Raw genomic sequence first — 26,130 nt, 5'->3', positions numbered from 1 at the left:
GGACATCACCATGTTAACTGTCATTGCAGAAATTCAAATTCATGAAGGTATAGTACATTTTGAAACTGTCCTGAATGCATTTAAGAATGTCACGCCTAAAGTGCTACAGGAAGCAGGTTGTTTTGGTTATGAGCTTTATATTGATCAAGACAGTAACGCCAGTTTCCAATACAAACCTTCTAATTCGATTATTATGTTTGAAAAATGGCAGTCTTTAGCTCATTTGGAGCAGCATTTAAACACGGCGCATATGCAAGACTTTCAACAAAAGGTGAAAGATGCCGTAAAAGAAACAAAAATTCGGATTATGCACTTGGGGCTAAATAATAATTAAATCCTTCGTAGCATGATGATTGTGTATGAAATTATCACAAGACTGTTAAAAACTGATAAAGTAGCCTGCGCTTAGCAGGCTTTTTTATGTCAAACTCAAATATAGGCACTCGTTTTAATTAAAATGGGCGACTATAGAGATAACGACGAAAGTACTAAGCGATAAAATTATGCAACTCAAGAGGTTACATCTGAAATGCTTCTCATGATCGACAATTATGACTCCTTTACTTACAACATCGTGCAATATTTTGGCGAGTTGAACCAAGAAGTAAAAGTAGTCCGTAATGATGCCGTGACCTTGGAAGACATTGAACGATGGCAACCGAAGTATTTGGTCATTGGTCCGGGACCTTGCTCACCTACTGAAGCAGGCATTTCTATTCCAGCCATTCAACATTTTGCTGGAAAAATTCCATTACTCGGTGTGTGCTTAGGTCATCAAAGTATCGGACAAGCTTTTGGCGGCAATATCGTTCGCGCCAAAACCGTCATGCATGGGCGTTTATCGGACATGTATCATAGTGACAAGGGAATTTTTAGCAATCTACCTTCACCCTTCTCTGCAACCCGCTATCACTCTTTGGTGATTGATCAAGCGAGCTTGCCAGATTGCCTAGAAGTTACTTGCTGGACCCAAGAAGCTGATGGCTCAATGGAAGAAATTATGGGCGTAAAACATAAGACACTGCCTGTCGAAGGTGTGCAGTTCCACCCAGAATCGATCCTCAGCCAACACGGTCACCAAATCTTCAAAAACTTTTTAGAGATTTATGCATAAATGAATATTCAACAAGCTTTAAATCATATTACCAAGAACATCCACCTGACTCAGCCACAAATGGAAGAGGTCATGCGGACTATCATGAGTGGTGAAGCCACCGATGCACAAATTGGTGCGCTCATGATGGGACTGCGCTTAAAAGGCGAAAGCATTGATGAAATTACGGCAGCTGCACGCGTGATGCGTGAGTTCGCCACAAAAATTGATGTGAGTGATGTACCCAACCTGATTGATATTGTCGGAACGGGTGGTGATGGGCAGAATTTATTTAACGTTTCTACCGCTTCAGCTTTTGTCATCGCTGCGGCTGGTGCCACCATTGCCAAACATGGTAACCGCGGTGTATCAACCAAATCTGGCTCATCTGACTTATTAGAACAAGCAGGCATTAATCTTGATTTGAACATGCAACAAACTGAGCGTTGCATTCGTGAAATTGGTGTCGGTTTCCTTTTTGCACCTAATCATCATAAAGCCATGAAATATGCAGTGGGTCCACGTAAGGAACTCGGTATCCGTAGCATCTTCAACTTACTCGGCCCGCTTACGAATCCGGCTGGAGTAAAACGTCTGGTAATCGGTGTATTCTCAAATGAATTGTGCCGCCCAATTGCGGAAGTGATGAAGCAACTTGGCGCTGAACACGTGATGGTGGTGCATTCTAAAGATGGACTAGATGAAATTAGCCTCGCTTCATCAACTTATGTTGCTGAACTAAAAGATGGCGAAGTGAGTGAATGGGTGATTAATCCTGAAGATGTCGGTATTGAATCACAAACGCTAACAGGTTTAATCATTGAGGATTCTGCTGAAAGTTTAGCACTGATTAAAGATGCACTCGGCCGAAAAAAATCTGATCGTGGCGCCAAAGCCGCAGACATGATTGCCTTAAATGCTGGCGCAGGCATTTATGTGTCTGGTTTAGCTAACAGCTATAAACAAGGTGTGGCTTTAGCACACGACATTATTTACGGTGGGCAGGCTTTAGAAAAAATGAGTGTGCTGTCTGAATTTACCAAAACACTCAAACAATACGAAGCTTAAGGAAGGATGCTCACATGGTCGATATCGCAAATACAATTTTAGGCAAAATTGTTGATCGTAAACATGAAGAACTGGCAGCACGCCTCAAGCAACGTAGCCTGCATGATGTGGAACAATGGGCACAAGAAGCAACACCCGTGCGTGGTTTTGCTCAAGCATTGATGAAGAAGCGCCCAGGTGTCATTGCTGAAATTAAAAAAGCTTCTCCTTCAAAAGGGATTATCCGTGAAAACTTTAATCCTGCGGAAATTGCAGCACAATATGAACAAGCCGGTGCGGCTTGCCTATCGGTTTTAACTGATGTCGATTTTTTCCAAGGTGCAGATGAGAATATTCAAATCACTCGTACACACTGTGCTTTACCAGCACTGCGTAAGGACTTCCTAGTCGACCCGTACAATGTCATCGAGGCGCGTGCCCTGCATGCTGACTGTATTTTACTGATTGTCGCCTGCTTGTCAGACCAACAATTAGAAGAAATGTCAAAAACAGCGTTTGAGCATAATTTAGATGTCTTGGTTGAGGTACATGATGAGGAAGAACTTGAGCGTGCTCTACAACTTTCTGAGCGCTGCTTGTTAGGGGTGAATAACCGTAATCTTAAAACCTTTGATGTGGATTTAAATACATCAATTCGTTTGAAGAGATTACTTGATCCTTCTCGCTTACTCATTACTGAAAGTGGCATTGCAACCCCAGAAGATGTTCGTATGATGCAAGAGCATGATATTCATAGTTTCTTGGTGGGTGAAAGCTTCATGAAGCAGCCACGTCCAGATCATGCCTTCACCGCATTATTTGGTCAGCCTGTAGACGTTTAAAGCACAAGTCAAAGGGTAAAACTGAGTTTTACCCTTTGACTATTTCAAAATCGCAAAAAGCCAAATACGTAGATATACAAAATCTTGGCTTATATTGCTTTTAAAACTGTTTGGCGCATCTGTGATTGCTCGGATTGGTCTATCAATGCATTCGCATGGCACACCTAATCACCCTTTAAATAAGATGAATACCAAAATATTGCAATAGTTTTGCCCAAAGACCAAAAATAGTAATTGTCATCAAACAACAGCCCATTAAAGTTATCCAAAAACCATAATGTTGATATAGTAATGGAAATGCCAGAAACATAGGCAATGTAGGGATTACATACCAAAATGTATACCAAGCATGATTCGCGATTTTTTGAGGTTCTTGTCCTTCTAACTTCATCCAAATCAGAACCAATACTGTGACGATAGGTAGAGCTGCAATCAAGCCACCTAAGCGATCACTGCGCTTTGCAACTTCAGAAATTAATATCACCATTCCTGCGGTTATTGCATATTTGACGATAAGCGGAAGCATGGTTCTACTCCAAAAAAAGTAAAAAAACACCAATCTTTATTTTATACAAACTGAATGAAATGCTTGGTTAACATAAGCATAGCTATAAAAGAGAAATCATTCTTAAATATTGCCTAAATGAACCGCCAGATTATGTACTTCTCGCTCTAAATTTTGCATAGCAATACTATATTGGTTCAGTCCGTCTAAATGTATTTCAACAGGCAAACGACCTTCTCACTTTAAGATTTTTACGCTAAATATCCCACAGATTAAATCCATACAACTTGCTATAAATGCAATTCAGTTCAATTTACCCTTGTTTAAGACTATAATTAGCAGCTAAATCTTATCTTGCAGTGATCTCTGGACATTATGAGCAAACATGATTCATCGCTTTCTAAAGATCAGTACAACTTACTGAAGGCTTTTAAAAAGCAAATTAATCATCCACATTCAACCGCTGCTGAACAGCAAGTTGAAGCGAAAAAGCAAGCTGTAATAGCTGAGCCAAATGATGCCGAATTATTTCTAAAATCCATGCAAGGTGTACAAAAAATAGATGCAGGCAATATCGCTCAAATTTCCAAAAGCCCAAAAAAGAAATTAGACGCTCAGGTTTTAGCAAAGCGAGCAGCGGCTGTTGGTCCAACTGAATCTGAAATGGCTGAACTTTCCGACACACAAGCCATGCTTAACCCTGTAGCCAGTCAAGCAAACTTGAGTTACCGCATTGCGACGTTGCAACATAAAGTTTTTGAAGATTTAAAAGCTGGTAAATTACGCTGGTTTGAAGCTGTAGATTTGCATGGCTGTACTGTTGAACAAGCCCGTGTTGCCGTATTACAAATTATTCAGATGGCGAAGGATGAAAATCAAAATGTCATTAAAATTGTCCACGGCAAAGGACCTGAAGCCATTTTAAAAACCTATGTCAACGGTTGGTTACGTCAACATCGTGACGTACTGGCATTTGCCAGCGCACCTGATAATCAAGGGGGTACGGGCGCGGTTTTAGTTCTACTTAAACGTTCAGAAAAAAATCCGAAGCACAAACAGTAATCGGATTTTGATATTAAACACGGTATTTTTTCGGTTTTCTGGTACAATGCCGTCCTTGTTCAATATAAGAGTAAGTGAAAACGTCTTATGTCTATGCAGCAATCCTACGCAAATATTTTAACTGCCGTTGGTGAAGACCTAAATCGTCCAGGTTTGGTTGATACACCTGTGCGTGCTGCTAAAGCGTTTTCGTATTTAACGTCTGGTTATAGTAAGACGCTAGAAGAAGTCACCAATAAAGCGGTGTTTCCATCAGACAACCGTGAAATGGTCTTGGTGAAAAATATTGAATTTTATTCGCTTTGCGAACATCATCTCCTACCTTTTTATGGTCGCGTACATATTGCTTATTTACCTGAAGGCCATGTGCTTGGCTTGTCTAAATTTGCTCGCATTACTGAAATGTTCGCACGTCGTTTGCAAATTCAAGAAAACTTGACCCAGCAAATTGCAGAAGCTGTTGCTGAAGTCACTCAGGCACGTGGTGTTGCTGTGGTGATTGATTCTGCGCATATGTGCATGATGATGCGCGGTGTCGGTAAACAAGAGTCAACGACTCGTACCGTTTCATTTATTGGTGAATTTAAAACCGATAAAGAATCACGTCGTGAATTCCTCAGTGCAGTGCCTGAAAGTTACTGATTCATCTCAAATGAATTAAAAGATAAACCCCGAAGCATTCGGGGTTTATTTTTATCTTATTGTGAGCGCTGATTCACACGCTTCGACAACTGTTCTGCGGTTTCAACACGTTCTGAATAACGATCCGTTAAATAGGCTGCCTGACCACGAGTCAACAAAGTAAATTTATACAATTCTTCCATCACATCCACAATACGTGTGTAGAAAGAGGAATCTTTCATGGAGCCATCTTCTTCAAATTCCAAGAATGCTTTTGGAATCGAAGACTGATTTGGAATGGTGATCATGCGCATCCAGCGTCCTAATATACGCATTTGGTTGAGTGCATTAAATGATTGCGAACCACCACACACTTGCATCAAGGCCAGTGTTTTGCCCTGTGTCGCTCGAATAGCCCCTGCTGCCAATGGAATCCAGTCAATCTGTGCTTTAAAAATCGAACTCATGGAGCCATGACGTTCTGGTGAACACCAAACCATGCCTTCAGACCAAGCCAACAGTTCATGCAACTCTTTGACTTTTGCATGTTCCAGATCAGCATCCTCTGGCAAAGGTAAGCCTTTAGGGTGGAAAATTTTCACTTCAGCGCCGAAGTATTCCAGAATTCGACCCGCTTCCTGTATTGCTAAACGGCTATAAGAACGCTCACGGTTTGAACCATACAACAGCAAAATGCGTGGCGGATGCTGAATAGCTTTCGCTTGGACTTGCTCTAGTGTCGGCTTTGGTAATAACGCTAAATCAATATTTGCAAAACTCATCCCAGAACCTCAGTTTTAAAATATTTTTTGCGTAACCATAAAGACACACTGACCAATGCAATTAACACAGGAACTTCCACTAAAGGGCCAATAACCGTGGTAAATGCGACTGGAGAAGCCAAACCAAAGGTTGCAATCGCAACAGCCAATGCCAATTCAAAGTTGTTGCCCGCAGCCGTAAATGAAATCGCAGTGGTACGCGCGTAGTTATTGCCCATCCATTTACTCATAAAGAAGCTGATAAAAAACATCACCACAAAATAAATGGTCAATGGAATCGCAATACGCAATACATCCATCGGCAGACTGACCACTTCACCACCTTTGAGGCTAAACATCGCTACAATGGTGAAGAGCAATGCCATTAAACTGAGTGGACCAATTTTTGGCAGAAAATGGGTTTGATACCACGCCAAGCCTTTTTGTTTGACTAAAATCAGTCGGGTTAAAAAGCCCAATAAAAATGGAATGCCCAAATAGATCAGTACCGCTTGGGTAATCATCCAAAAACTAACTTGAATGACTTGAGCATCAACCCCGAAATATGGCGGTAAGAAACTCAGGAATAACCATGCATAACTGCTGAAGAATAAAATCTGGAAAATACTGTTAAATGCAACTAATGCTGCAACATATTGGTTATCGCCACATGCCAGATCATTCCAAACCAAAACCATGGCAATACAACGTGCCAGCCCAATTAAGATCAGTCCTGTCATGTATTCGGGATAAGATTGTAAAAATATGATTGCCAAGACAAACATCAGACACGGTGCAATCAACCAGTTTTGTACCAGTGACAGCATCAAGGTTCGCTTATCTTTAAAAACTTCTGGTAAAGCTGCATAGTCCACCTTTGCCAACGGTGGATACATCATCACAATAAGACCAATGGCAATTGGAATATTGATACTGCCGACATGCATTTGATTTAAAGTAACCGAAGCTTGAGGGATAAATACCCCTATTGCCACTCCAAGCGCCATGGCAATAAAAATCCACAAGGTTAAATTGCGGTCTAAAAAAGAAAGTCTAGAAGTCGACATGTATTTTCTCAATCAGGGAGATATGTTTTTGTATCGAATAGATCTCATTCGATAGATTTTTTGATCAGCTTAAAACAAACAAGCATCCAATCTTCTAAATACAAGACACCTTCGACTCTGATTTTATTTAATCAGGACTCCATCTAGGTATTAAATTCATTCAAACATCAGTTATCGGACAATAGACCTACTGAATAAAGTGAATCAATCACAATGGACATTGGTCGAAGTATTCAAATAAAGAGTTTCTCTGTCTGTTTGCGCTGACTGAGCAATGATCTTTAACACCGCATTCGCCCATTCAGGTAAGTCTGGATTTACGCGGTAATATACCCACTGCCCTTTGCGCTGATCTAATAAAACCGACAAATTTCTTAACAATGCCAAATGTCGTGAAATCTTAGGCTGACTCAATTGCAATAATTCCGTCAGTTCACATACACAGACATTTTCTCTCACGAGTACCCATTTAATGATATCTAAGCGAGTGGGGTCAGAGAGACATTTAAAGAAATCAGTTTGATCCATTTTACAGCCCAAAAATTAATAATTGCAAATATACGTATATCCATATATAAATGCAATAAAGTTTATTTAACAAAAGATGATGTCTAAAAAATGATTAAGATTTATCATAATCCTGCTTGTGGTACGTCCAGAAATACCCTTGGTCTGATACAAAATACAGGTCAAGAACCAGAAATTATTGAATATCTTAAAACTCCGCCTACTAAAGAGGAACTAATTGATTTAATCAAGCGCTCAGGATTATCAGTACGGGATGTTTTACGCAAGAATGTTCCACCTTATGAAGAATTACAACTAGAGCAGTCAACGCATACCGATGACCAACTCATTGATTTTATGTTGCAATATCCAATTTTAATCAACCGTCCTTTTGTGGTAACTGAACTTGGCGTAAGGTTATGCCGTCCCTCTGAAGTCGTTCTTGAAATTCTTTCTGCTCCACAACGTGGTTCTTTTAGCAAAGAGGATGGTGAATTACTCATCGATGAACAGGGACAACTGATCAAAAAATAAAATAGACTGCAAAAAAGGCACTTCGAAAGTGCCTTTTTCTTCGCTTAAGCTTAGAAGAATCGGACATAACCCAAGCTCAATTTATTCCAGTCCTGATGATCTTGATATTGGTATTCCCACCCTACACGTAATGCATTCTGCGCATTCAAGGCATATTGTACTTGTGAATTCAATCGAACTTGCCACTGGCGCGAATCTTCCCAATATGGCAATTCGACCTGCACAATCGAATTAATATGGTCTGCCCAAATGTTCTGACAACCGACCGTTGGCCCCATACCCAATCGCCAGCCTTTATCTAATGATTTTCCACCTTGAAGATAGGTTTGCATTTGCGCATAACATAGATTCTCTCGTTTTGAATCTGCATAGCTATAACCCATCTGCATTTTTAAACTGGCAACACCATGTTGATCCTGTTCACTAAAACGCCCTGAAGAATCTGTCGCTTCTTGTTGCCAACCCAGATTAAATCCCCATGTCAACGGCGTTTTAAATGCTGTAATCGGGTTATAAGAATTTACTGTCAGAAAGTCGAAATGCTCCAGTTTCAACTCATCCTGACGGGATTGAATCGAGCCATCCCAAAACAACAATTGTGTTCCGACGCGGTAACCGCCTTGAGGATCAATCAAATCATGATAGGCTTGACGGTGTCCCAACTCAATAAATTCATCGTCTTGCACGGTTCCTGCTTTTACCGAAAAATTTCGAGCATCGTGAGATTGTGTCGGATCAATACGTGGACGTTCAGGTTCTTTACGTTGCCTCTCTAAATCAATCGCACTGCGTAAAGTCAGTAATTCACGTAGATTAGGCTGTGCAAAAGCAACATCCACTTTACGTGCAACCAATTGTAAGTACAAATCGTCATAGGCCATTTCTAAAATTTTGGCACGATCTTCCACAGAATAAGCTGCCAAAATGTCTAATCTTTGTTTTTGTTCAGCAAAAGCAACCTGATGGGCTGTTTTAGCCAAACTTTGCCCATGCTGTTTGGCTTGTGCCAATAATTGGGTTTCTAAGGCAGGACGATAGACTGTTTCACGAACAATTCCTTGCTGATCAATCGCTTTAATGGTCTGCATTGGAATGGCTGCAACTTTAAACTGCTGACTTAAATTGAGTTCGGGACGGACTAAATCAATCAGTCCTAACAGTCGGTAAGCACAGTTATCACTAACAAAATAATAGGGAAAAGTCACATGTTGCATTTCCCAAATATGCTGTACCAAAAAGCGTGTTTCTTCTGGATTTAAATTAAGTTCATATTCCCACAAATCACGACTTTCTAAATCACCATATTCTTTTACTTTGCGATAATACGGCATTAAAGAATATTCACCGGGGTATTGCCCTGTTAAACCTTTCCAAGCAAAAGACCAACCATCCGCGCTTGCGACAGTGGCTGCATAGTTCACAGCATAGGAAACCAAATTTAATTCTTTCTGATCTTTGGGGTCTAAACGCAATAAAGTATGCCCAAACATCGAACTCGGATTACCCATAAAGTCAGTTGCATAAATTAAAGTCGCTTTATAGGGTTTAATTTCGCCAATCCATTTGTCTAATTCAGAACATTCAACTTGTGGTAAATCTGTCGTGGGAATATTCAGTTGCTTGATTAACCATTGACTGCGTGCTGGAAATTTACAACGTACTGATTGATTCGGAGCTGCAGATAAGAATAATGCTTCGATATTGGCATTTAATTCATTTTGTAAATGTCCGCCTCTTTCTGGGCTAAGAAAGTAACCTGCATAGTGAACTTCACTTTGCCCTTTAGCATTGGCATACATTAATCTTTGCCAAGTTGTCTCTTGCGCCAGATGTTTCTGGGTCGCCATTTCAACATAATGGGTAGATGATGTCGGCTCAACAGCATACGCCAGACCAGAACCGAATAAAGCCGTAAATAAAGCAATCTTTTTCATTCAAATTTAATTTTTTAGATATAAAAAACCCTGTCAGATTGACAGGGTTTTACAACAATCGATTAGACGTAAGCTTTGAGAACTTGGTCTTTTGCCATTACAGCTTGTAGCGATGTGAGTACTTGGTAGGAATCTTTATTCTCTGTAGAGTAAATCTCAGCAAAGTTTTGCTTAGATACGGCAAAGAAACGCGCTTTATCTTCTGCTTTAATATTGAGTAATTCAGCCAACACATTCAAGCTTTCGCCCTGACCTACCGCCATATCACGCGCCAATGCTTCTGCATTTTCATTGGTAAATGTGACTGCTTGTGCAGTGACTGTACCCGAACCACTACAACCGAGAGTACCAAAAGTGATACCAAATAATTGGTTAGCAAATAAACCATTTGTTGTAGCAGCAAGTAACTTCGGCACTTTACCTGATTGGCCCGCCCAAATCTCAGAACCAATACCGCAACCAGCATCGCTATCTGCAAATGCTGCTGTAGAACCTATTGCCAATACTGCTGCTAACGCTACTTTTTTTAACATTGCACTTCTCCAGAATTATTCTCTGAGTGTTCTAATTATTTACATGTAATAATGGATTACACAAACTTAGATTATCCGCATATCTTTAATAACGCAAAACAATTTATATTAAAGTTAAAAAAATAAAAATAAACTATTAATATTCATCATTATTTAACTGCCAATCACCCTTTGAGTTGCGTATTCCAAGTATTTTCAAGACTAAAACTAGACTTAACAATAGCAACAAATACCATGAACCTAGCTTGCCCCAACCCACCATATGCCAAGCATCAACCTGACTTGGATAAAGCCAGATTTTGTAAAAAGTACTCACGTTTTCAGCAAGCCAGATAATAAAAGCCAAGACCCACAAAATAGGCAACATCGGCAATTGAATGGTGTGATGTTGCAACTCAAAACGAATCTTAGTTTTCCAAAACATCACAATACTCCAGCCAAACAGTACATAGCGAATATCTGGAATAAAGAATTTGCTCATAAAATTCAAATAAGACAACACTGCCAAGGTCAACATATGACTGAATTTTGGCAAAGCCTTAAAAGACACGGTATAAAGCCGTAAAGAACGCGCAAAAAAACTTCCGACGGCTGAATACATAAACCCAGCAAATAAAGGCACTGTCCACAGTTTAAAAATTGCAGGTTGTGGATATTGCCATGAAGCAATGGCTGGATGCGTAAGGAAAATTTCCATCCCCATTGCCATAATGTGAAATAGGGCAATGACTCTGGCTTCTGCCCAAGATTCTAATTTTAAATATAATAAGCAGCACTGAATAATTAAGGCATAAAACAACAGGTAGTCATAACGATAAAAACCATAATGTTGTTCATAACCTAATGGCGCAGTAAATACAAAAGCCAATAATAAAAGTATTCCAAATAAGGCAGCCGAAGCTGCCTTATAAGAAAACTCAACACAAGATTGAGCAACACGCAACACTGTAAATACTCAACCTAAATTTATAGATACTTTGCGCTATATTCATGTACGGTGTCGATGAACACTTTCGGATGATCTGGGTTCACCCATTGGGTAATACCATGACCCAAATTCGCAATATATCCCGTTTTTTCACCATTGGCATACGCGTCATCTAACATGGCTTGAGTGGCTTTTTGAATCGTTTGTGAAGAACCATATAAAGTTGCAGGGTCTAAGTTACCTTGTAATGCTGCGCGACCATTGACAATTTTACGTGCTACAGTTAGTGGCGTCGTCCAGTCTAATCCAAGTACATCTGCACCTGTTGCAACCATGGGTTCTAACCATTGACCGCCACCTTTAGTGAATAAAATCACTGGAATTTTGCGACCATCTTTTTCACGTTTTAAACCACAAACAATTTTTTGCATGTAATTTAATGAAAATTCGATATATTCACGATGCGCTAATGCTCCGCCCCAACTATCAAAGATTTGAACAGCTTGTGCGCCCGCATCAATTTGTGCGTTTAAATAGTCAATGACTGCAATCGCCAATCGATCAAGCAAAGCATGTAAAACTTCAGGCTGTGCGTACATCATGTTCTTGGTAAAGCGGAAGTCTTTGCTAGAACCACCTTCAACCATATAAGTCGCTAAAGTCCATGGGCTTCCCGAAAAACCAATTAAGGGTACCTGACCGCCTAAAGCAGAACGAATGGTCGATACCGCATTCATGACATAATCTAAATCCGACTTTGCATTGAATGTCGGTAAATTCATGACATCTTGTTCAGTACGCACGGTTTTATGAAACTTTGGGCCTTCGCCTGCCTCAAAATACAAACCTAAACCCAATGCATCTGGAACGGTCAAAATATCTGAAAATAAAATTGCGGCATCTAAGTCATAACGACGTAAAGGTTGTAAGGTTACTTCACATGCAAACTCAGTATTTTTACATAAAGAAAGGAAATCACCTGCCTTTGCACGTGTTTCACGATACTCAGGTAAATAGCGTCCTGCCTGACGCATCATCCATACAGGCGTAGTATCAACAGGCTCACGCAATAAAGCACGCAGAAAACGATCATTTTTTAAGGTCGCCATTGACTTTCCTAACTTAATTTAATCTTTGCAGCATCATAACAAAAAGGATTAAATTTTAATAACTTCTCGCATGATTAAAATTTAATGTTCTTGTTGGACAAACGTCTATTTAAACAAAACAAATACTGCATCTGCCATTTTTTTCTGCAATACTTGCGTAGTTTGTCACTTAGTAAATGAATAATTCTTAAGGTTGAATTACATGTTCGTTCGCACAATACTCGCAATGAGTTTAGGCTGCCTTTTTGCTGGCACAGCTTTTGCCACAGCTACTACTGCTGAACAACCATTAAAGCCCAAAGTCGTTACCAATACTGCCGTAGAAGACCCAATTAATCCTCTTGCTGTAGGCGCAGCATCTTCAGCACAAGATGCACAAATTACGCCTCAAGAACAGCAAGACTTAAATAAAGCGTCACAGACTTTACAAAATCTTCAACAATCTGAAGATAACACAGCAGATATTGGAACTGCTCCAGCTAGTGCAGCTGTAGCAACGAGTTCAGCAACAGCAGCCACTTCTCCTGCTGCAAAAGCTTCTTGGACACTTGATGGTCTGAATAATGCATCTTGGTTTGACAACATTGGTAAAGGTCAATTCCCTGTTTATGCACGAACTCAAGTCATGTTGAATAACTCACATGCTTCACCGGGTGCGATTGACGGTACCAGTGGTAAAAATACATTAAAAGCACTTGCTACTTTTCAGCAAATGAATGGTTTACAGCCAACTGGAACTTTAACCAAACAAACTTGGGATGCCTTAGTGGCTAAACAAGGGAATCGCCCAGCATTTGTAGAATACACCATTACCGATGCTGACCTTAAAGGTCCATATGCACCATCTATTCCACACGACTACGCATTACAAGCCAAAATGAAAGGTTTGTACTACACTCGTGTGACAGAAATGTTAGGTGAAAAATTCCACATGGATGAAGATTTCTTGAAGAAACTTAATCCAAAAGCAACATTCAAGAAAGCTGGTGAAAAGATTATTGTGACGAATATTCGCAATGAACTCCCAGAAGACATTCATTTAATTGTTGCGCATAAAGGTGCAAAACAACTGTATCTATTTAATAGTCGCAACCAAATGATTGCTTCTTTCCCAGCGACTATTGGTAGCTCGGATACCCCATCACCAGAAGGCACCTATAAAGTAACTGGCGTAGCACCAAACCCTTGGTATAGCTATTCTCCAAGCAACTTTGTTCAAGGTAAAAACTTAAAGCCACTTTCTTTACCACCAGGTCCAAACGGCCCAGTAGGTAACATTTGGATTGGTCTAAGCAAAAAATCATTTGGTATTCACGGTACACCTAACCCATCTGCAATTTCAAAAACAGCATCGCATGGTTGTATCCGTTTAACCAACTGGGATGCCAACGACCTTGGTAAAAAAGTTCGTTCTGGCGTGACTGTAAAATTCTTAGAATAATTCTAGAAAATAGCGCTGAATAGCCTGCATGTGCAGGCTATTTTTTTAAGTTAAATTTCTGATTATATTTAATGTTGCAAAAATAGAATGAATTGTCGCTTATATAAGATTTAAACCACATAATCGAAACGCTATGATGAGTCCATGAACAAATTAAAAATAGGATAACGATCATGCAAAGTTATTTACATCGTAGTGAAAATCGCGGTCATGTCAAAGCAGGATGGCTCGAGTCTAAACATAGTTTTTCTTTTGGCAGTTGGTACGATCCAAAATATATGGGTGTAAGCGTATTACGTGTCATTAATGATGACTTAATTGCAGCCCATAATGGCTTCGGCACACACCCACATGACAATATGGAAATTTTGACCTGTGTACTTAAAGGTACAATTTCTCATAAAGACAGTATGGGCAATGAACGTCATATCTCTGCGGGTGAATGGCAGCTCATGAGTGCGGGTACAGGTGTACAACATAGCGAAATTAATCAGGGCGATGTTCCTGTACACATGCTACAAATTTGGATACATCCTGATATCCGTAATGCTGAACCTAATTATCAACAAATTCAATGTGATCCAAAATTACAGCCGAATCAATGGCATGTGATTGCAGGTCCGAATAGTGATGCTGCCATGCATATTCGTCAGCAGGCTGAAGTCAAAACTGCCTTTATACAAGCGACACATAGTTTGGCGGTCAAATCGATGCAGAAACTCAATTATGTCCATGTAATTTCTGGTGAGCTTGAAATTGCGGGTGAGATCTTAAAAGCTGGTGATGCTTTAGCATTTGCTGAAGAGGCTGAAATCAAAGCGTTGACAGACAGTCAATTGATTTGGTTTGATTTACCGGTTTAATCAGTACATGCTTTTCTAAGTATGCGATTGATTTAATAATTTCTTTGAATACGACTCACATTGATAGCTCTAGAATAAAAAAACCTCACAATTGTGAGGTTTTTTTATTCTATTTAGAAATTAATAGCCCCATGCTTTTGGGTCTAATGGTAAATCTACAGCAACTGAAAGCCCTGTATCATTACCATGCACATCTGAATCACTCACCCACCCATTTAATTTCAAAGGAATATCTGGGCGAAGATAATGTGACCATGTTAAATCGAGTGCTTTCACTTCATCTTTTTCTGGGAATGCCTGATTAATATCCAGATTAGATTGATTAACTTTAGCCACTAAAACACGTCCAGACACACGGTTCATAGGATCTAAACGAATATTACCGCCGACTGAATACATTTCACCATCACCGCCCATTGCATGACCTAATGGGAAGCCATGTTGGTAATAACCATCTTTATATACATAATGATTATACGAAATACCTTTCACATCACCATTTGTACGGGTGTCCGCCCACTCTGTATACAGTTGGAATGGCTTATTTTTAAAACTTGAAGAATAATCTATACCAGCTAAATACATTTTTTTAGATGGAAGCAATCCAGCCTCATCTTCACCCACGTACTGACCATAAACGCTCAGCGGTGTATTCAACCATTGGTTTAGATTTAAACGCGCATCAAAACCTGCAAGTTGGTTTGACTTATCATCATCTGAATTATAGAAATTATCATTGCCTTTAATTGCATTCCATAATGAATCCCAACTTTCCGAGCGTCCTTCACCACCCCATTGAATCATGCGCGATGCACCTAACTCTAAATAAGGCAAAGGCTGTGCGGTTAAACGTAATCCAATCAGTTTTGTGTCTGGAATAGCATCATAATCTGCGAGTTGACCTGCAAATGCTTGATACTGCCAAGGTCCAATCCATGACAACCATTTCGTTTCAAATGCACTTTGGTCTGCACGTTGCATGGTCAAACCATAAACAGGACGGCTTGCATCACCACGGATTAAACTCCCCTCATGTCCTGGTCCCCAATATGTTGGCATTTGACCAGCAATCAACCACTGGTTCCACAGTTTACCCGCCAAATATGAACCTTCAACATTGACATATTCCCCATTATCGATCATCGGGTCATGTTCAACGTTTATTTTTAATTTGGCATCCCAATTCTCGCTACCCGCATTTAATTCCAATGCACCCACATATTGAGATTTGTTACTTGCAGCAAACGCTTGTGGAAATTGCTTTTCGTCTGTTGCCGCGTAAAGACTCACTTTCGCCAGATGATTATCCGCTTTTAAACTCGCCAAAACAGAGTCAATTACTTTTTGTTGTTCAGGTTTACTAACACGTGCTTGGGATAACGCACGTTGGATTTCATCGCCACTCATTGGCCATGTTGAGGTACTAATTTGAATAACGCCTTGTTGATTTAACCAGTTCAAATCCGAACGTAAATCCTCATTATTCACGACAATCCCTTGCGCAAAACCCGATGACGCCGACACCATCAACAACGCCGAAACTAAAGCTCTTTTTAAAAACATTATCGTGACTTTCTCGTTACTTAATTCTGCCGACTACCATATTTTCTTTGATTGAATATTGCAACCTGAGTATTGATTTTTGTTGTAAATCATCAACAAAAAACCCGCCGAAGCGGGTTTTTTTATAAATATAGACCTTAGTCTTTACGGCGCATGTGTGGGAATAAAATCACATCACGGATACTCGGCGCATCCGCAAAAAGCATGACTAAACGGTCAATACCAATACCTTCACCCGCAGTAGGAGGCAAACCGTATTCAAGTGCTTCAACAAACTCTGCATCATAGTGCATGGCTTCATCATCACCCGCATCTTTTTCCGCAACTTGTGCTTGGAAACGTTCAGCTTGATCAATTGGGTCATTTAACTCAGAGAAACCATTTGCTAATTCACGACCACCGATAAAGAATTCAAAACGGTCAGTAATATGTGGATTATCATCATTACGACGTGCTAATGGTGAAGTTTCAGCTGGGTATTCAGTAATAAAGGTTGGTTGACGTAATTTAGTTTCAACCGTTTCTTCAAATACAATCGTTTGAAGCTTACCTAAACCAAAACCAGGCTTCACTTGTTCTTTTAATTCTTCACGAATAAATTGAGCAAGGAACTCACGGTCACCTACATTTTCAGGGGTAAACTGTGGGTTATTCTCTAAAATCGCATCAAACATAGAGATTTTCTTGAATGGCCCTTTGAAGCTAAACACTTCACCTTGGTAAGGCACATCAGTTGTACCTAAAATATCCAAAGCCAACTTTTCAAGCATATTTTCGGTCAATGCCATCAAGTCTTTATAATCAGCGTAAGCTTGGTAAAACTCGATCATTGTAAATTCAGGGTTGTGACGCGTTGACACCCCTTCATTACGGAAGTTACGGTTAATCTCAAACACACGTTCAAAACCACCAACCACTAAACGTTTTAAATAAAGTTCAGGCGCAATACGCAAGAATAAAGGCATATCTAAAGCATTATGATGCGTTTCGAATGGACGCGCAGATGCACCACCCGGAATGACATGCATCATTGGTGTTTCAACTTCCATGAAACGTTCGTTGTTTAAGAATGCACGGATCCCTGCAACAACTTTGGCACGAATTTCAAACGTCTTACGTGTTTCTTCATTTACAATCAGGTCAAGATAACGCTTACGGTATTTCACTTCTGTGTCATTTAGACCATGGAACTTATCTGGCAGTGGACGTAGTGATTTGGTCAATAATTCAAAATGTTGAATGTGAACATATAAATCGCCTTTGCCCGAACGACCAATATAACCTTCTACTGCAATAATATCACCAAGGTCTAAACCTTTGATGGTTGCCAAAGTAGCTTCGTCTAACTCTTTACGTGCAACATAAAGCTGAATACGACCTGTCATATCTTGAATCACGATAAATGATCCACGGTTCAACATGACACGACCTGCAACTTTCACATAAACATGCTCAGCTGCTTCAATCTGTTCTTTCGATTGATCTTGAAATTGTTCTTGTAAATCTTGCGCATAATGTTCGCGCTTGAACGAGTTCGGCCATGGGCTAACGCCCATTTGTTTGGCTTGCTCTTCAATTTGCTTCAACTTGGCATGACGCTGTGCAATTAAATCGTTTTCGGAAATAGGTTGTTCAGAAGTCGATTGAGCGTTGTTTTGCGTCATCTCTGCCTCGTAAAAAATACTAAAAAATGAAGTGCTATAGCATAGCAGATTCATTCATGATTTCGTATGATTTCTCTTAAACAAAATAATGACCGCGAATTTAACTTTCTTTTCTACAACTCTATTATTCTATTGTTCTGCTAGTTCTCGAACACGCTGCAATCCTTGTTCAAAAGCTTGCTCCATCATGTATTTATAATCTTCTGTCGTTTCCAGTTCGACACTCAGTATCGTTTTTCCATCAACTTCTTCCAAAGAATATTGTTCGAGCAATCCTTGCCACTGCTGAACTTCAGGGCTAGTTAAATCCTCCACCCCATCTTGTAATAGACCTTGATATTGAAAAATAACTGAACAATTCGGTAAATAAACTAAAATGGTAGCAATCAAACCATCGCCATGACTGTCCATAAATAAAGTTCTTCCCCCCACTGTCCAATCAGACTGTATTTTTGACCCTTCCGCAAAGAACTTAGTCCATTCAGTATAAGTATCTGCTGACCAAAGAATCTTCCATATCTTTTCAGGGCTTGCATCTATACAGATACTAAAACGAAGATGTTCCATCATTTCATTTTCTCAAGCGACTTGCTTCTTTCCAAACTACTGAATAATTTCTACAAGCAGTAAAATAAATCGTTAAAAAATATTTATAAACTTGGCGAATTACTCCAAAAATACAATATATCTCTCTGTTTTATCTATTATTAAAAACTACATCACCATATCATGCATCCCACTCTTAGACCAAATGCTAAGATCAATGCCAACTGAAGATTCGTAAAATGAACATAATTTAAAAAAGTTGAAAAGTGAACGTTTATTAATCCGTTCTATCTTTGCAAAAAGAGAGCCTATGAATGCGATAACAATCAATATAGACCAATCGAAAATTCTTTTTTTTCATGGATTAGATTCATCTAAAGAATCGACAAAATTCCATGCAATTGACTCAGTAAAAAAATATTGTATTGATGTGGATTACAGAAATTTAAATTATTCCACTGTTGCTGAATTTTATCAAAATGCTTTAGCAACTATTAAACCTGACTTATTAATAGGTCACTGTTTAGGCGGATATTGGGCGCTTAAAATGTCTTTACAGCACCGAATTCCCTGTATTGTCGCAAATCCCACTTTAACGCCAGATTTCCGCACGGATTATCCTGCAATTACTGAATTCGATTTAGAACACGATATTCCTCAAATTGCCTATATTGAACTTGGTGATGAGGTTTTAGACATGTACGCAACTACAGCTTTTTTAGAACCCTACATGCAAGTTGAAGCAGTTGAAGGTGGACACCACCGACTGGCTGCTCCAGAACGCGTCAACCAACTGATTCATTATATGGAACAGACCTTTTTTTAGCGCAATAAAAAAGCCAATCAAACGCAGTTGATTGGCTTTTTCTCTACAGCTCTAACACGCTTAAGCGACAGCAGCGTGTAATGGCTTTGAGTTTTCTTCCAACACTGTCCACACTTTGAAGCCTAAATCTTGATGCAAAGTTGGTAAATCTAAGAAAATGCTCGCACCCAATACTTGATGCTGACATTTATCCATTAATTGTTTCACCGCTTTTAAGGTTCCACCTGTGGCAAGGACATCATCTACGATAATCACTTTTTGTGGCTGAATATTGGCTGCAATTTCTAAACGATCGACACCATATTCAAGGCTATAACCTACACCAACCACTGGAGGTGGTAGCTTTCCTGCTTTACGAACCAATAAAAGTCCTTTGTTTAAGCGTTGCGCCAATAGACTTGCCAACACAAAACCACGTGCTTCTACCGCCACAAAACTTTCTACTTCAGCCAACTGTTCTTCTGGAATACTTTCAATTAATGCATCGGCTAATGGGCCAATATTACTCATAAATAATGGAGTCAAATCGTAGAAGCAAATCCCAGGTTTTGGGAAATCTTGGACAGTACGAATGTGCGACCACAATACAGCAGACAAATTTTTCATGGGAGAGAATTTAAGAACGGAAGGAATAGGTGAATTTTAACGCTTTTTCAACGCTCAGGATAGATAATCATCAGGTTTTCAGCCGAAAACAATTTTAATCACTTTTTTTAACATCATGATTTTTATAAATAATTTTTATATAAAATATTAACTATAGACCTATATGATTATAAAATAGCATTTTCACAGTTTTAAATCTGCTCGACTTTAGTCGCAGAAAATTGGACTTGTTCTGTTGCTCATCAAGCCTATCTAGATTGTCTAACAAAAATACAGCGCAGTGATTGAATTGATAAGTTTTGTCCCACTCAGCCATTCCGATTCAGAATTCTCTAATTAAAATCCGATATTTGCTTTACATTCGTCCTAGAACTGCGTAAAAATTTAGGCGAAAATAACGCTAGCCATTAGATCATTAGAGCCATGCGGTATATGAGTTATTACTGATCTAAATTGACCCGATCAGAATTGGAGAATCAGATGAAAAAGTATCAATGCATCGTTTGTGGATGGATTTACGACGAAGCAGAAGGCTGGCCGCAAGACGGTATTGTTGCGGGCACTAAATGGGATGATATTCCAGATGACTGGACTTGCCCAGATTGTGGTGTTTCTAAAGCCGACTTTGAAATGATTGAAATTTAATAATAACTAAAGACCCTTCTAGCGGTCTTTTTTTACACCTTATCCTTGGAGAAAGAAATGCAGCCTATCGTTATCATTGGTTCAGGCATGGCTGGCTATACCGTGGCACGTGAGTTTCGTAAACTCAATGCGGAACAAGAACTTATTATGATTACCGCTGATGATGCCAGCAACTATGCGAAGCCAACCTTATCTAATGCATTAGTAGGCAAAAAATCTCCTGAACAAATCGCCTTAGGTGATGCTGAAAAAATGAGCTCACAACTCAATATGCATATTGAAACGCATACTTGGGTTAAAGAAATTCGCAGTGAGCAAAATCAACTTGTCTTAGAAAAAGATGGTCAATCGAGTACCTTAGACTATGCAAAACTGATTCTTGCTATAGGTGCAAATCCAATTCGTTTAGCAATTGCTGGAGATGGCAGTGATGATATTCATGTAGTCAACTCTCTCAATGACTATAAAGCATTCCGTGAAAACCTAGACAAACGTCAAGATAAACGTGTGGTGATTTTAGGTGCTGGATTAATTGGCTGCGAGTTTGCCAATGATCTACAAAATACGGGATATCATGCCACAGTCATCGATTTGGCTGCCCAACCTTTAGGTCGACTACTGCCTGCGCATATTGCTTCTGCCTTCCAAGAAAATCTGGAAGAAACAGGCATTCATTTTGTATTGGGTACGACTGTTGAGAAAGTATCTAAAGTCGAAAATGGCGATTATCTTGTCACTTTAGCCAATGGACAATCTGTAATCGCTGATATAGTACTTTCAGCAATTGGTTTACAGCCAAATATTAGCTTGGCTAAAACAGGCAACATTCACACCAGTCGTGGCATTTTGACCAATAGCCATTTGGAAACCAATCAAGCGAATATTTACGCAGTGGGTGACTGTGCAGAAGTGAATGGCACACTACTTCCATATGTAATGCCAATCATGCAACAGGCACGAGCACTGGCAAAAACCTTAAATGGTGAGCATACCGCAGTACATTATCCTGCGATGCCTGTAGCAGTCAAAACACCTGCAGCACCACTCACGGTTTTACCAGCGCCGATTGATGTTGACGTGAATTGGGAAACGGAAGAATTTGACGATGGTATGTTAGCCAAAGCCTTTGATAGCTCAGGGGCTTTGCGTGGTTTTGTACTGTTAGGTGCAACTGCAGCGAAACAACGATTAGCACTAACCAAGTTAGTTCCAGACTTGATTCCTGTATCAGTTTAAGTTCAAAATAGAGAGGACGTTCACATTTTTGAATGTCCTCTTATTAGGGGAGAAAGAAGAATGAATAGCGCATTACAATTCAAAAATTCACCTTACACCCCGTTTATGCATGAAACCAAGGTAAACTTGGGGAATGGAATTGAATTACACGTCGAAGTTGGCGGTCAACCTGAACATCCAACCATCTTACTCATTATGGGGTTAGGTGCTCAATTATTATTCTGGCCCGATTTCTTTTGTAAAACACTGATTGATCATGGCTATCGTGTTGTTCGTTACGATAATCGTGATATTGGATTGTCTTCTAAAATACGCCATCAGGGACCACGTCTAAATACCATTAAATTGATGGGTCGTTTTGCACTAGGCTTAGAAAACCAAGGTGCACCTTATAATTTACATGATATGGCCGATGATGCCGCCTTGCTCATTGAACGCATGGGACTGGAGAATGTCTTTGTTTTGGGTGCATCCATGGGCGGAATGATCGCACAAATTCTAGCTGCAAAAAATCCAGATAAAGTCAGCAAATTAGGACTGGTGTTTACCAGCAACAATCAACCTTTACTTCCTCCTCCTTTTCCAAAGCAATTGTTCAGCCTTATTGGCCGACCAGAATCGAATGATGAGGAAGGAATTATTAACCACAGCTTAAAAGTATTTAACATTATTGGTTCACCTGGTTATATCAATCAGCTGGAAACCATGCAAACCGCTCGTAAATTATATCAACGAAGTTATTACCCAGCGGGTGTACTTCAACAGTTTTTAGCAATATTATGTACAGGCTCCTTGCTACATCTGGACAAGCAGATTCAACAACCGACTCTTGTAGTTCATGGTTCACGTGATCGCTTGCTCCCGCCTAGCCATGGTAAAGCTGTTGCAAAAGCAATTACAGGCGCTAAATTTGAATTAATTGAAGGAATGGGGCATGATATCCCACCGCATTTCATTCCTCATCTTAGCGGATTATTTGCTCATCATTTTAAATCTTAAAATTAGGACACTATGGCTGCATTACCATCCCTGAGACAGCTGTCATACCTTGTAACACTGTCTGAAACGCTGCACTTTACTGAAGCAGCGCGTCGTTCGTTCGTGACCCAATCTACCCTTTCGGGTGGGATCATGGAACTTGAACGCTTACTGGGTGGCGTCCTCGTTGAACGCGATCGCCAAAATGTACGTTTAACCCCGCTTGGCGAACAAGTTGTCGCTCGAGCCCGTGTTCTACTTGCTGATGCCCAAGACTTAATGCGCTTAAGTCGTGAAATGAGTGAGCCTTTGACTGGCGATCTACATTTAGGTGTTATTCCAACGATCGCGCCTTTTATTTTGTCGCAGTTACTTGATGAAGTGCATAAGCAGCTTCCTAAAATTCAGTTGCATCTGCACGAAGCACAAAGCGAAAAAATTGTTGAAAAACTTGAGCATGGTAACTTAGACATGGTGTTATTGGCTCTGCCATTTGACACGCGTGGACTTAAAGTTGCTGAAATTGCAAAAGAAGACTTGTTCTTGGTGTGCCATAAATCTGACCAACGTTCTTCACAAGCGGTAACGCTGGAAGATTTAGATTTATCACGTTTAATGTTGCTGGAAGAAGGTCACTGCTTACGTGATCATGCTTTAAGTGCCTGTCCGATTGGCGAACGTAAAAATGATCATCGCTTAAAGGCAAGCTCATTACCAACTTTAATTGAAATGGTATCTGCGAACTTGGGCTTTACTCTATTGCCCGAAATTGCGTTGCATACCAATATGATTAAAGCCAACTCTGATTTGGTTGTGAAACCTATTCAAGATGCACCAAGCCGTACTTTGGCCCTGATTACACGTAAGAGCACACCTTTGCAAAGTGAATTTGATGTGCTGTTGCAAATTCTGCAAAAAATTACCTAAGAACGAATTTTCAAATCCAAGCTTTAAAAACCCAGTGTCCGCACTGGGTTTTCCATTTTTACAGTACTGAGCCACTTAAAATAACTTTGCAACACTCAATACAACACTTCTGCAATTAATTGTTTTTATTTTGTATCACCTCTTTAAATAATGCGTTTTTTAAGAAAACTTTCAGGTTCAGAATTTATAAATGCGCAATGAACAAAAGACCTTAGTCGACTCTCAAAAATAAGAACAATTTTGAGTTTTTGTGATCGCTAATCTCCCGTACTAAAAGTTTTTAGAAGATATCTTTATGCTTGCTCGCTTTGCATCTCCTTGGTTTCCACTTTCACTAGGATTATTATGTTCGCTCAATGCGTCATTCAGTATGGCAGCCGAGCCTCCCAAAGTTGACCCCTCTACTCTAACCATTATTGGCTATCATGAAATTACCGATCAGAAAAATGCCCTGATCCCTGATTATGCAGTAACGCCACAACAGTTTAGTCAGCACCTTGATTGGCTACAAAACAATGGTTTTCACTTTATCAATGTCAACCAACTTATCCAAGCTCACCAAGGCAAATACCGTTTGCCGAGCAAACCTGTATTATTGACCGTAGATGATGGCTATCAATCATTTTACACTCATGCTTACCCTATTCTAAAAGCCAAACATATTCCTGTAGTACTTGCTGTCGTTGGTTCGTGGCTTACCCCAAAAGCCAATCAAGCAGTACATTTTGGTGATGATATTATTTCACGTGACAAAATTCTGACTTGGTCAGAACTGAAAGAAATGCAGGACAGTGGTTTGGTCGAAATTGGGAATCACAGTTTTAATTTACATTGTGGTATCAATGCCAATCCACAAGGTAACTCTGAACCTGCGGCCATTACACGTCAATATGATGCAAAACACCAACGCTATGAAAATGATCAACAATATACCACCCGTATCACCCAAGATCTAAAGCATAACAACGAGTTACTCCAAGCTCATGGTTTAAAAGCACCACGTGTCATGGTTTGGCCATATGGTCGCTATAACATGCAGGATGTGAATATTGCGAAACAGTTAGGTATGCCAATTACCATCACTCTGGATGATGGCCCCGATCATGTGCATGGTTCTTTGCAAACGCTGAACCGGGTTTTGGTTGAAGGCAATATGAGTACCGCCGATCTGGCACAAGAAATTAAAAATCGTGAAATGAATTTGGGCGATAACAACCGCCCACAGAAAGTCATGCATATTGATTTAGACTATGTTTATGACCCAGATCCTAAACAACAAGAACGCAACTTGGGCATTTTGCTAGATCGCATTCGCGCTATGGGAGTCAATACTGTTTATCTTCAGGCATTTTCAGATTCTGATGGTGATGGTTCTGCCAACATGGTGTATTTCCCAAATCGTCATTTACCGATGCGTGCCGATCTATTTAATCATGTGGCTTGGCAAATTCAGACTCGAACCCAAGTCAGCCGTATTTATGCTTGGATGCCACTCTTGGCATGGGAACTCCCTCAAACTGACCCTGTAAGCAAAGATGTGGTTGAGACCCAACAAGTCAGCCAAGATCATTTAAACATGGGGTATTTACGTTTATCGCCTTATTCTCCACGCGCACGCCAAACCATCAGCGAGATCTATCAAGACTTAGCAAAATCTACACCGTTTAATGGCATTCTGTTCCATGACGATACCACCCTATCCGATTATGAAGATGCCAGCCCAAATGCTTTAACGGCCTATGCAGCACAAGGCTTACCGACTGATTTAGCAAAAATTCGTGCAGATGATGCCTTGTTGCAAAAATGGACTGCATATAAAACCAAAACCATTGATGATTTTGCCATGCAGCTTGCCAGCCAAGTCCGTCAGTACGAACCCTTCCTGCTCACTGCACGTAATTTATATGCGCAAGTTGCATTAAAACCTTATGCAGAAAACTGGTATTCACAGTCACTCGAAGAGTCCTTAAAACGTTATGACTTCACTGCCATTATGGCAATGCCGTATATGGAACAAGCGCCTGATGCAGACCAGTTTTATCGTGACATCGTTCAACGGGTTAATTCTTTCCCAAATGGCATGAAAAAAACGGTCTTTGAGCTGCAAGCCACCAACTGGCGTAACAATCAGAAAATTCCTTCACAAGAACTGGCAAATACCATTCAGTCCTTATATACCCAAGGTGTTATGCATGTTGCTTATTACCCTGACGACCCAATTCAAGGACATCCAGACCCAAAAGTCATGCATGATGTCTTTGCAACCAAATCTTCTCAATTAATTCCATAAAG

Annotated in this window: 27 protein-coding genes; 15 read left to right on the top strand and 12 right to left on the bottom strand. The window is 40.0% G+C overall.

All coding sequences use genetic code 11. The features are described 5' to 3' along the window. The first annotated feature begins 10 nt into the window (after positions 1-10). The 4 genes from MP622_RS02335 to trpC all read left to right on the top strand — a co-directional run bounded on the left by MP622_RS02335 (position 11) and on the right by trpC (position 2,982). Positions 11-334, top strand: a complete 324-nt coding sequence (locus MP622_RS02335; protein ID WP_243792301.1) for a putative quinol monooxygenase — start codon at positions 11-13, stop codon at positions 332-334. A gap of 195 nt (positions 335-529) precedes the next feature. After that, positions 530-1,114: an aminodeoxychorismate/anthranilate synthase component II gene (locus MP622_RS02330; RefSeq protein WP_016166930.1), complete on the top strand. Its 585-nt coding sequence runs from the start codon at positions 530-532 to the stop codon at positions 1,112-1,114. Then, complete coding sequence (trpD, locus tag MP622_RS02325) at positions 1,115-2,161, top strand: anthranilate phosphoribosyltransferase (protein WP_243792299.1); 1,047 nt, start codon at positions 1,115-1,117, stop codon at positions 2,159-2,161. Between the two features lie 14 nt (positions 2,162-2,175). Further along, positions 2,176-2,982, top strand: coding sequence for an indole-3-glycerol phosphate synthase TrpC (gene trpC, locus MP622_RS02320; protein WP_243792298.1), 807 nt, complete (start codon positions 2,176-2,178; stop codon positions 2,980-2,982). A 175-nt stretch (positions 2,983-3,157) separates the two neighbouring features. Here trpC and MP622_RS02315 read toward each other — a convergent pair whose 3' ends face one another. After that, positions 3,158-3,508 (bottom strand): DUF3147 family protein, encoded by a 351-nt coding sequence (locus MP622_RS02315; protein WP_243792296.1) that lies wholly within the window; start codon positions 3,506-3,508, stop codon positions 3,158-3,160. A 354-nt stretch (positions 3,509-3,862) separates the two neighbouring features. On the opposite strand from MP622_RS02315, the gene MP622_RS02310 reads away from it, so the two are divergent. Beyond that, on the top strand, positions 3,863-4,549 hold the full coding sequence (locus MP622_RS02310; RefSeq protein ID WP_243792294.1) for a Smr/MutS family protein: 687 nt from the start codon (positions 3,863-3,865) through the stop codon (positions 4,547-4,549). 93 nt (positions 4,550-4,642) lie between these two features. Beyond that, entirely contained in the window at positions 4,643-5,191 is a 549-nt protein-coding gene (gene folE / locus MP622_RS02305) for a GTP cyclohydrolase I FolE (RefSeq protein ID WP_171069590.1), read from the top strand. 56 nt (positions 5,192-5,247) lie between these two features. On the opposite strand, the gene arsH is transcribed toward folE, so the two are convergent. The 3 genes from arsH to MP622_RS02290 all read right to left on the bottom strand — a co-directional run bounded on the left by arsH (position 5,248) and on the right by MP622_RS02290 (position 7,526). After that, positions 5,248-5,952, bottom strand: a complete 705-nt coding sequence (arsH, locus tag MP622_RS02300) for an arsenical resistance protein ArsH (protein ID WP_016166936.1) — start codon at positions 5,950-5,952, stop codon at positions 5,248-5,250. Continuing rightward, the gene (gene arsB, locus MP622_RS02295; protein WP_016166937.1) at positions 5,949-6,998 is read right to left on the bottom strand and encodes an ACR3 family arsenite efflux transporter; all 1,050 of its coding nucleotides are present in this window, start codon (positions 6,996-6,998) and stop codon (positions 5,949-5,951) included. Before arsB ends, arsH begins: the two co-directional genes overlap by 4 nt. A gap of 204 nt (positions 6,999-7,202) precedes the next feature. After that, positions 7,203-7,526: a metalloregulator ArsR/SmtB family transcription factor gene (locus MP622_RS02290; protein WP_016166938.1), complete on the bottom strand. Its 324-nt coding sequence runs from the start codon at positions 7,524-7,526 to the stop codon at positions 7,203-7,205. Between the two features lie 90 nt (positions 7,527-7,616). Here MP622_RS02290 and arsC point away from each other — a divergent pair, with 90 nt between their 5' ends. Next, entirely contained in the window at positions 7,617-8,039 is a 423-nt protein-coding gene (gene arsC, locus MP622_RS02285; RefSeq protein WP_243792292.1) for an arsenate reductase (glutaredoxin), read from the top strand. A 50-nt stretch (positions 8,040-8,089) separates the two neighbouring features. On the opposite strand, the gene MP622_RS02280 is transcribed toward arsC, so the two are convergent. From MP622_RS02280 to hemE, 4 genes are all read right to left on the bottom strand, one after another. Further along, on the bottom strand, positions 8,090-9,973 hold the full coding sequence (locus MP622_RS02280; protein WP_243792291.1) for a DUF4105 domain-containing protein: 1,884 nt from the start codon (positions 9,971-9,973) through the stop codon (positions 8,090-8,092). A 62-nt stretch (positions 9,974-10,035) separates the two neighbouring features. Then, entirely contained in the window at positions 10,036-10,506 is a 471-nt protein-coding gene (locus MP622_RS02275) for a DUF3015 family protein (protein ID WP_016166941.1), read from the bottom strand. Between the two features lie 136 nt (positions 10,507-10,642). Beyond that, complete coding sequence (locus MP622_RS02270; RefSeq protein WP_228130573.1) at positions 10,643-11,449, bottom strand: DUF817 family protein; 807 nt, start codon at positions 11,447-11,449, stop codon at positions 10,643-10,645. Positions 11,450-11,472: 23 nt separating this feature from the next. After that, positions 11,473-12,543 (bottom strand): uroporphyrinogen decarboxylase, encoded by a 1,071-nt coding sequence (gene hemE / locus MP622_RS02265; protein ID WP_243792289.1) that lies wholly within the window; start codon positions 12,541-12,543, stop codon positions 11,473-11,475. Between the two features lie 202 nt (positions 12,544-12,745). Between hemE and MP622_RS02260 the strand changes: the two genes are divergently transcribed. Both MP622_RS02260 and MP622_RS02255 read left to right on the top strand, forming a co-directional pair. Continuing rightward, positions 12,746-13,984, top strand: coding sequence for a L,D-transpeptidase (locus MP622_RS02260; RefSeq protein ID WP_243792288.1), 1,239 nt, complete (start codon positions 12,746-12,748; stop codon positions 13,982-13,984). A gap of 173 nt (positions 13,985-14,157) precedes the next feature. Next, positions 14,158-14,847: a pirin-like bicupin family protein gene (locus MP622_RS02255; protein ID WP_243792286.1), complete on the top strand. Its 690-nt coding sequence runs from the start codon at positions 14,158-14,160 to the stop codon at positions 14,845-14,847. A 120-nt stretch (positions 14,848-14,967) separates the two neighbouring features. Here MP622_RS02255 and MP622_RS02250 read toward each other — a convergent pair whose 3' ends face one another. The 3 genes from MP622_RS02250 to MP622_RS02240 all read right to left on the bottom strand — a co-directional run bounded on the left by MP622_RS02250 (position 14,968) and on the right by MP622_RS02240 (position 18,644). Then, positions 14,968-16,410 carry a capsule assembly Wzi family protein gene (locus tag MP622_RS02250; RefSeq protein ID WP_243792284.1) on the bottom strand — a complete coding sequence of 481 codons (1,443 nt, stop codon included), beginning with the start codon at positions 16,408-16,410 and terminating at the stop codon, positions 14,968-14,970. Between the two features lie 137 nt (positions 16,411-16,547). Continuing rightward, on the bottom strand, positions 16,548-18,074 hold the full coding sequence (gene lysS / locus MP622_RS02245) for a lysine--tRNA ligase (RefSeq protein WP_151503720.1): 1,527 nt from the start codon (positions 18,072-18,074) through the stop codon (positions 16,548-16,550). A 129-nt stretch (positions 18,075-18,203) separates the two neighbouring features. Continuing rightward, on the bottom strand, positions 18,204-18,644 hold the full coding sequence (locus MP622_RS02240; protein ID WP_243792283.1) for an SRPBCC domain-containing protein: 441 nt from the start codon (positions 18,642-18,644) through the stop codon (positions 18,204-18,206). A gap of 286 nt (positions 18,645-18,930) precedes the next feature. Between MP622_RS02240 and MP622_RS02235 the strand changes: the two genes are divergently transcribed. Further along, the gene (locus MP622_RS02235) at positions 18,931-19,446 is read left to right on the top strand and encodes a YqiA/YcfP family alpha/beta fold hydrolase (protein ID WP_243792281.1); all 516 of its coding nucleotides are present in this window, start codon (positions 18,931-18,933) and stop codon (positions 19,444-19,446) included. A 60-nt stretch (positions 19,447-19,506) separates the two neighbouring features. Here MP622_RS02235 and MP622_RS02230 read toward each other — a convergent pair whose 3' ends face one another. After that, the gene (locus MP622_RS02230; RefSeq protein WP_016166950.1) at positions 19,507-20,052 is read right to left on the bottom strand and encodes an adenine phosphoribosyltransferase; all 546 of its coding nucleotides are present in this window, start codon (positions 20,050-20,052) and stop codon (positions 19,507-19,509) included. A gap of 480 nt (positions 20,053-20,532) precedes the next feature. Here MP622_RS02230 and rubA point away from each other — a divergent pair, with 480 nt between their 5' ends. The 5 genes from rubA to pgaB all read left to right on the top strand — a co-directional run bounded on the left by rubA (position 20,533) and on the right by pgaB (position 26,128). Continuing rightward, entirely contained in the window at positions 20,533-20,697 is a 165-nt protein-coding gene (gene rubA / locus MP622_RS02225; protein ID WP_016166951.1) for a rubredoxin RubA, read from the top strand. Positions 20,698-20,754: 57 nt separating this feature from the next. Then, positions 20,755-21,933 (top strand): FAD-dependent oxidoreductase, encoded by a 1,179-nt coding sequence (locus MP622_RS02220; protein ID WP_243792279.1) that lies wholly within the window; start codon positions 20,755-20,757, stop codon positions 21,931-21,933. Positions 21,934-21,993: 60 nt separating this feature from the next. Continuing rightward, entirely contained in the window at positions 21,994-22,932 is a 939-nt protein-coding gene (gene estB, locus MP622_RS02215; RefSeq protein ID WP_243792277.1) for an esterase EstB, read from the top strand. A 12-nt stretch (positions 22,933-22,944) separates the two neighbouring features. Continuing rightward, positions 22,945-23,838: a LysR family transcriptional regulator OxyR gene (gene oxyR, locus MP622_RS02210; protein WP_243792275.1), complete on the top strand. Its 894-nt coding sequence runs from the start codon at positions 22,945-22,947 to the stop codon at positions 23,836-23,838. A 295-nt stretch (positions 23,839-24,133) separates the two neighbouring features. Continuing rightward, positions 24,134-26,128 carry a poly-beta-1,6-N-acetyl-D-glucosamine N-deacetylase PgaB gene (gene pgaB / locus MP622_RS02205; protein WP_243792273.1) on the top strand — a complete coding sequence of 665 codons (1,995 nt, stop codon included), beginning with the start codon at positions 24,134-24,136 and terminating at the stop codon, positions 26,126-26,128. Positions 26,129-26,130: the final 2 nt, after the last annotated feature.

Origin of the sequence: Acinetobacter sp. PK01 (assembly GCF_022819285.1) — a bacterium.
Taxonomy (GTDB): Bacteria; Pseudomonadota; Gammaproteobacteria; order Pseudomonadales; family Moraxellaceae; genus Acinetobacter; species Acinetobacter tandoii.
This window is presented reverse-complemented; position numbering and strand designations above follow the sequence as displayed.